Here is a 6,093-nt window from a genome sequence, read left to right on the forward strand (position 1 = left end):
GTTTGGCCGCCAAAGCGGATCAGGCCAGCGCTTTGGTGATTTTTTCGAACAGATCGCCGGAAAGGTTTTCCAGCCCTTTGAGCTGTTCAAGCGCCGCACGCATCTTCTCCTGGCGTTTTGCGTCATAGCGCTTAAGGCGGATCAGCGGCTCGATCAGGCGCGATGCCACCTGCGGGTTGCGACTGTTCAGTTCGGTCAGCATTTCGGCGAGGAACTGATAGCCGCTGCCATCCGGCGCATGGAACGCCGCCGGGTTGCTGCTGGCGAAAGCGCCAATCAGCGAGCGCAGGCGGTTCGGGTTATTCATGCTGAACGAGCGATGTCCCAGCAGGCTGCGTACGGTTTCCAGCACGTTATCCGCCGGGCTGGTGGACTGCAAAATAAACCATTTATCCATCACCAGACCGTCGTGATGCCACTTATCGTCATACTCCTGCATCAGCCTGTCGCGGCACGGCAGCTGTGCGGCGACCGCGGCAGCCAGTGCGGCCAGCACATCGGTCATGTTATCCGCATCATGATACTGGTGGCTTACCAGCTTATCCGCAAGATCCACGTCACCAAACGCAAGGTAGCGCAGGCAGGTGTTACGCAGCGCGCGCTTGCCGATATCGGCATGTTCAACGCGGTATTCCGCCAGCTTGTTGGCGTTGTACACTACAAGGAATTCATCCGCCAGTTCGACCGCCAGCGTGCGGGTTAACGCATCACGTACCGCGGCAATGGCAATCGGGTCGATAGTCTCAAACAGTTCGGCAATTTCGTTAGCCGACGGCAGGGTGAGGATTTCCGCCGCCAGCGCCGGGTCGATGTTTTCATCCAGCAGAATGGCGCGGAACGCATCGGCAACATGGATCGGCAGGGACAGCGGCTGGCCCTGCTGGTGGCGGGCGACGTTGAGCTTAATATAGGTCGCCAGCAGGCTTTGCGCAGCATCCCAGCGGGAGAAATCGTTGCGGGCATGGCGCATCAGGAACGTCAGTTGCTGATCGCTCCACTTATATTCCAGCTTCACCGGCGCGGAGAATTCACGCAGCAGCGAAGGCACCGGCTGGAAATAGACGTTATCAAACACAAACGTTTGTTCCGCCTGGGTGACGTTCAGCACGTTATGGAGCGGATGACCGCCCTTCTGCAGCGGGATCACCTGCCCTTCGTTGTCGTACAGTTCGATATCAAACGGAATATGCAGCGGCAGTTTTTTCGGCTGGTCCGCCGTCGGCGGCGTACGCTGCTTGATGGTTAAGGTGTACTGCTCCGTTTCCGGATTATAATCATCGTGCACGGACACCACCGGCGTACCGGACTGGCTGTACCAACGGCGGAAATGAGACAGGTCGACGTTAGAGGCATCTTCCATCGCCTGAACAAAATCATCACAGGTAGCGGCGCTGCCGTCGTGGCGTTCAAAGTAGAGTTGCATCCCCTTCTGGAAGTTGGTTTCCCCAAGCAGCGTATGCAACATACGAATGACTTCCGATCCCTTCTCATACACGGTCAGGGTATAGAAGTTATTCATCTCGATAACCATGTCAGGACGAATCGGGTGCGCCATCGGGCTGGCGTCCTCCGCAAACTGCATGCCGCGCATGGTGCGCACGTTGCTGATGCGGTTTACCGCACGGGACCCGAGGTCAGAGCTAAACTCTTGATCGCGGAACACCGTCAGCCCCTCTTTCAGACTGAGCTGGAACCAGTCCCGGCAGGTGACGCGGTTGCCGGTCCAGTTATGGAAATATTCGTGACCGATCACGCGTTCGATATCGAGGTAGTCTTTATCGGTCGCGGTATCGGTGCGCGCCAGAACATATTTGGAGTTAAAGATGTTCAGACCTTTATTTTCCATGGCGCCCATATTAAAGAAGTCGACGGCGACGATCATATAGATGTCGAGATCGTATTCGAGACCGAAACGCTCTTCGTCCCAGGTCATCGAATTTTTCAGCGATGTCATCGCCCACGGCGCGCGGTCGAGGTTACCGCGGTCGACGTAAAGCTCAAGCGCGACGTCACGCCCGGAGCGGGTGGTGAAGGTATCACGCAGCACGTCGAAATCACCGGCGACCAGCGCGAACAGGTAACACGGTTTCGGGAACGGATCCTGCCACTGCACCCAGTGACGGCCATTTTCCAGTTCGCCCTGCGCGATACGGTTGCCGTTGGAGAGCAGGAACGGGTATTTGGTTTTATCCGCAATGATTTTGGTGGTAAAACGCGCCAGCACGTCCGGGCGATCCGGGTACCAGGTAATGTGACGGAAACCTTCCGCTTCACACTGGGTGCACAGCGCTTCGCCTGACTGATAGAGACCTTCCAGCGCTGTATTTGTCGCCGGGCTAATTTCGTTAACGATTTTCAGCGTGAAGCGTTCCGGCAGCCCGCGAATCACCAGCTGATGATTTTCTTCTTTATAGTCATTCCACGGCTGGTCGTTTACCTGCACCGACACCAGCGTCAAATCTTCGCCATTGAGGCATAGCGGAACGTCAGACGCAGCATGACGGGTAACCAGGCTTTCTGCCGTCACGACGGTTTTTGCGGCATCCAGGTCAAAGGTCAGGTCGATATCGCTGATCAGGTAATCCGGCGCACGGTAGTCGTGGCGGTATTTGGCTTGGGGCTGTTGTGTCATAAAAAACCTTTAGCATCTTTTGTAAAGTGTCGAAACCAGTCTATTCCTGTTGTGCATTTCGCGCTATGCAGAATCTTCATCTTTTCAGGCGCAAAAGCGCAAAATGCTACATTTATATAACATGAGGCACGAAACGCCCTCGATCCTTCTTTAGCCTTGTGGTGTGATCGGGGTTCAATAAATCGATAAACAAGGTATACTCCTGCGGTTTACACCCGTTGTTTATTGTACTAAACGCTCCTTGACGAGGATGCTATTTGCGCACCATGACACAATTCGCTTCCCCTGTTCTGCACTCGATGCTAGATACGGATGCATACAAGCTGCATATGCAGCAGGCTGTCTTCCATCATTATTATGATGTGCATGTGGCTGCGGAATTCCGCTGCCGCGGCGACGATCTGCTCGGCATTTATGCAGACGCCATTCGCGAGCAGGTTGAGGCAATGCAATCGCTCAAATTGCAGGATGATGAATACCAGTGGTTGTCCGGTCTGCCTTTCTTTAAACAGGACTACCTTAGCTGGCTGCGCGAATTCCGCTACGACCCGCGTCAGGTCACCGTTATCAATGACAACGGCAAGCTGAACATTCGGCTCGAAGGACCGTGGCGTGAAGTCATTATGTGGGAAGTCCCGCTGCTGGCGGTTATCAGCGAGCTGGTTCACCGCTATCGCTCGCCGGACGTCGGCATTACGCTGGCGCTGGAAACGCTTGAACATAAGCTTACCGATTTTTCCCGCATGACGGCCGATATCGATATATCCGCTTTCCGGTTGATGGATTTCGGCACCCGCCGGCGTTTCTCCCGCGAGGTGCAACAGGCTATCGTTGAACGTTTGCAGCAGGAGCCGTGGTTTGTCGGCACCAGTAATTACGATCTGGCGCGCCGCCTGTCGCTGACGCCAATGGGCACCCAGGCGCACGAGTGGTTCCAGGCGCATCAGCAAATTAGCCCGGAACTTGCCACCAGCCAACGCGTGGCGCTGGCGGCCTGGCTTGAGGAATACCCCGATCAGTTGGGGATCGCCCTCACGGATTGCATCACCATGGATGCGTTTTTACGTGATTTCGGTCCTGAATTTGCGCAGCGCTATCAGGGTCTGCGACATGACTCCGGCGACCCGGTGGAATGGGGTGAAAAAGCCATTGCCCACTATGAAAAACTCGGTATCGATCCGCTAAGCAAAGTGCTGGTGTTCTCCGATAATCTGGATTTAGACAAAGCTGTTGGGCTGTACCGGCACTTCTCCTCCCGAGTGAATCTGAGTTTCGGTATCGGCACCCGTTTAACCTGCGATATTCCCCAGGTGAAACCACTGAATATTGTGATTAAACTGGTTGAATGTAATGGTAAGCCAGTTGCCAAACTGTCCGACAGCCCGGGGAAAACCATCTGCCACGACAAGGCGTTTGTCCGGGCCTTGCGCAAAGCCTTTGACCTTCCTCAGGTGAAAAAGGCCAGTTAATCGACAAAGGGAGCCCTCAAGGCTCCCTTCTTCTTTATTTATTTATCAATTCTCTTCGCCGCGCTGCGAAATCTACTTGTCTGATGACAGATGACAGGTAACATAGATGACTCCCTTTTTGGGGAGCAATGACATTTCTATTGGACTATTAACAGAGAGATTACTATGAGCGTTGTGCCTGTAGCCGACGTACTCCAGGGCCGTGTCGCCGTTGACAGCGAAGTCACCGTGCGCGGATGGGTGCGTACTCGCCGAGATTCAAAAGCTGGCTTTTCCTTCCTCGCCATCTATGATGGTTCCTGCTTTGATCCTGTACAGGCCGTTATCAATAATTCTCTGCCCAATTACAATCAGGAAGTGCTGCGTCTGACCACCGGCTGTTCGGTTATCGTGACGGGCAAAATCGTTGCTTCTCAGGGTCAGGGCCAGGCCTATGAACTCCAGGCAACATCTGTAGAAGTCACCGGTTGGGTTGACGATCCGGATACCTACCCTATGGCGGCGAAGCGTCACAGCATCGAATATCTGCGTGAAGTAGCGCACCTGCGTCCACGCACCAACCTGATTGGCGCGGTAGCCCGCGTGCGCCATACTCTGGCGCAGGCACTGCACCGTTTCTTTGACGAACAAGGGTTCTTCTGGGTTTCCACACCGCTTATCACCGCGTCAGACACCGAAGGTGCCGGTGAGATGTTCCGCGTATCCACGCTGGATCTGGAAAACCTGCCGCGCAACGATCAGGGTAAAGTCGATTTCGACAAGGACTTTTTTGGTAAAGAAGCCTTCCTGACCGTTTCCGGGCAGTTGAACGGCGAAACCTATGCCTGCGCGCTGTCGAAAATCTACACCTTCGGCCCGACATTCCGTGCCGAAAACTCCAACACCAGCCGCCACCTGGCGGAATTCTGGATGCTCGAGCCTGAGGTGGCATTTGCCGATCTGGAAGACAACGCCCGTCTGGCGGAAGCCATGCTGAAGTATGTCTTTAAAGCGGTGCTGGAAGAGCGTCCTGACGACATGAAGTTCTTTGCAGAACGTGTAGACAGCGAAGCCGTCAGCCGTCTGGAGCGTTTTATCGATGCCGACTTCGCCCAGGTGGATTACACCGACGCGATTACGATTCTGGAAAACTGCGGTAAAACCTTCGAGAACCCGGTGTTCTGGGGCGTTGACCTCTCTTCCGAGCATGAGCGTTATCTGGCTGAGCAGCACTTCAAGGCACCGGTTGTCGTGAAGAACTACCCGAAAGATATCAAGGCGTTCTATATGCGCCTTAACGATGACGGCAAAACCGTTGCCGCCATGGACGTATTAGCGCCGGGTATCGGTGAAATCATCGGGGGTTCCCAGCGTGAAGAGCGTCTTGATGTACTGGATGCCCGTCTTGCGGAAATGGGGCTGAATAAAGAAGACTACGCCTGGTATCGCGATCTGCGCCGCTACGGTACCGTACCGCACGCAGGTTTCGGCCTCGGTTTCGAGCGTCTAATTGCCTATGTTACCGGCGTACAGAACGTTCGCGATGTGATCCCGTTCCCACGCACCCCGCGCAACGCCAGCTTCTGATTTCGCCGGCGACGCATACAGAAAAGCCAACCTGCGGGTTGGCTTTTTTACATTTTTGTCAGATTTTGTGAATTAATTTCTACGAATTTAAACGTCAACCGCTATCCCCCGCCCAAATGTTACACCCTGTTTCCCGATACAATCATGAACAAAAAACAACCAAAAATGTGATTGCGCTTAAGTAACACATGTCCTAATAGCATAACTTTCGAGCTATCGCGTAGCTCTCCAGACGTCTAAACCGTGCCATCAGAAATACTTCAGGCGATTTGATATTCGCGCAATAAATGAACTCATGAAAATTAAATATAATTATTTCATAGAGATAGATGATAAGCAGCTTACTTTTACAGCAACACAACAGGAACTTTGAGATCGTTCACAAAGTTCCACAAAATACACAATTTATTACACATTATTTCTTTT

General features: G+C 53.6%; 3 protein-coding genes. 2 read left to right on the plus strand and 1 reads right to left on the minus strand.

Translation table 11 applies throughout. The features are described from left to right. Positions 1–19 precede the first annotated feature (19 nt). Positions 20–2,632 (minus strand): aminopeptidase N, encoded by a 2,613-nt coding sequence (gene pepN, locus JO226_RS19355; protein WP_296406427.1) that lies wholly within the window; start codon positions 2,630–2,632, stop codon positions 20–22. Between the two features lie 266 nt (positions 2,633–2,898). On the opposite strand from pepN, the gene pncB reads away from it, so the two are divergent. Together pncB and asnS are read left to right on the plus strand one after the other, a co-directional pair. Further along, on the plus strand, positions 2,899–4,101 hold the full coding sequence (gene pncB, locus JO226_RS19360) for a nicotinate phosphoribosyltransferase (protein ID WP_296406429.1): 1,203 nt from the start codon (positions 2,899–2,901) through the stop codon (positions 4,099–4,101). 165 nt (positions 4,102–4,266) lie between these two features. Next, entirely contained in the window at positions 4,267–5,667 is a 1,401-nt protein-coding gene (asnS, locus tag JO226_RS19365) for an asparagine--tRNA ligase (RefSeq protein WP_296406431.1), read from the plus strand. The last annotated feature ends 426 nt before the right edge of the window (positions 5,668–6,093 follow it).

The organism is Pluralibacter sp. (assembly GCF_019237635.1).
Taxonomy (GTDB): domain Bacteria; phylum Pseudomonadota; class Gammaproteobacteria; order Enterobacterales; family Enterobacteriaceae; genus Enterobacter_B.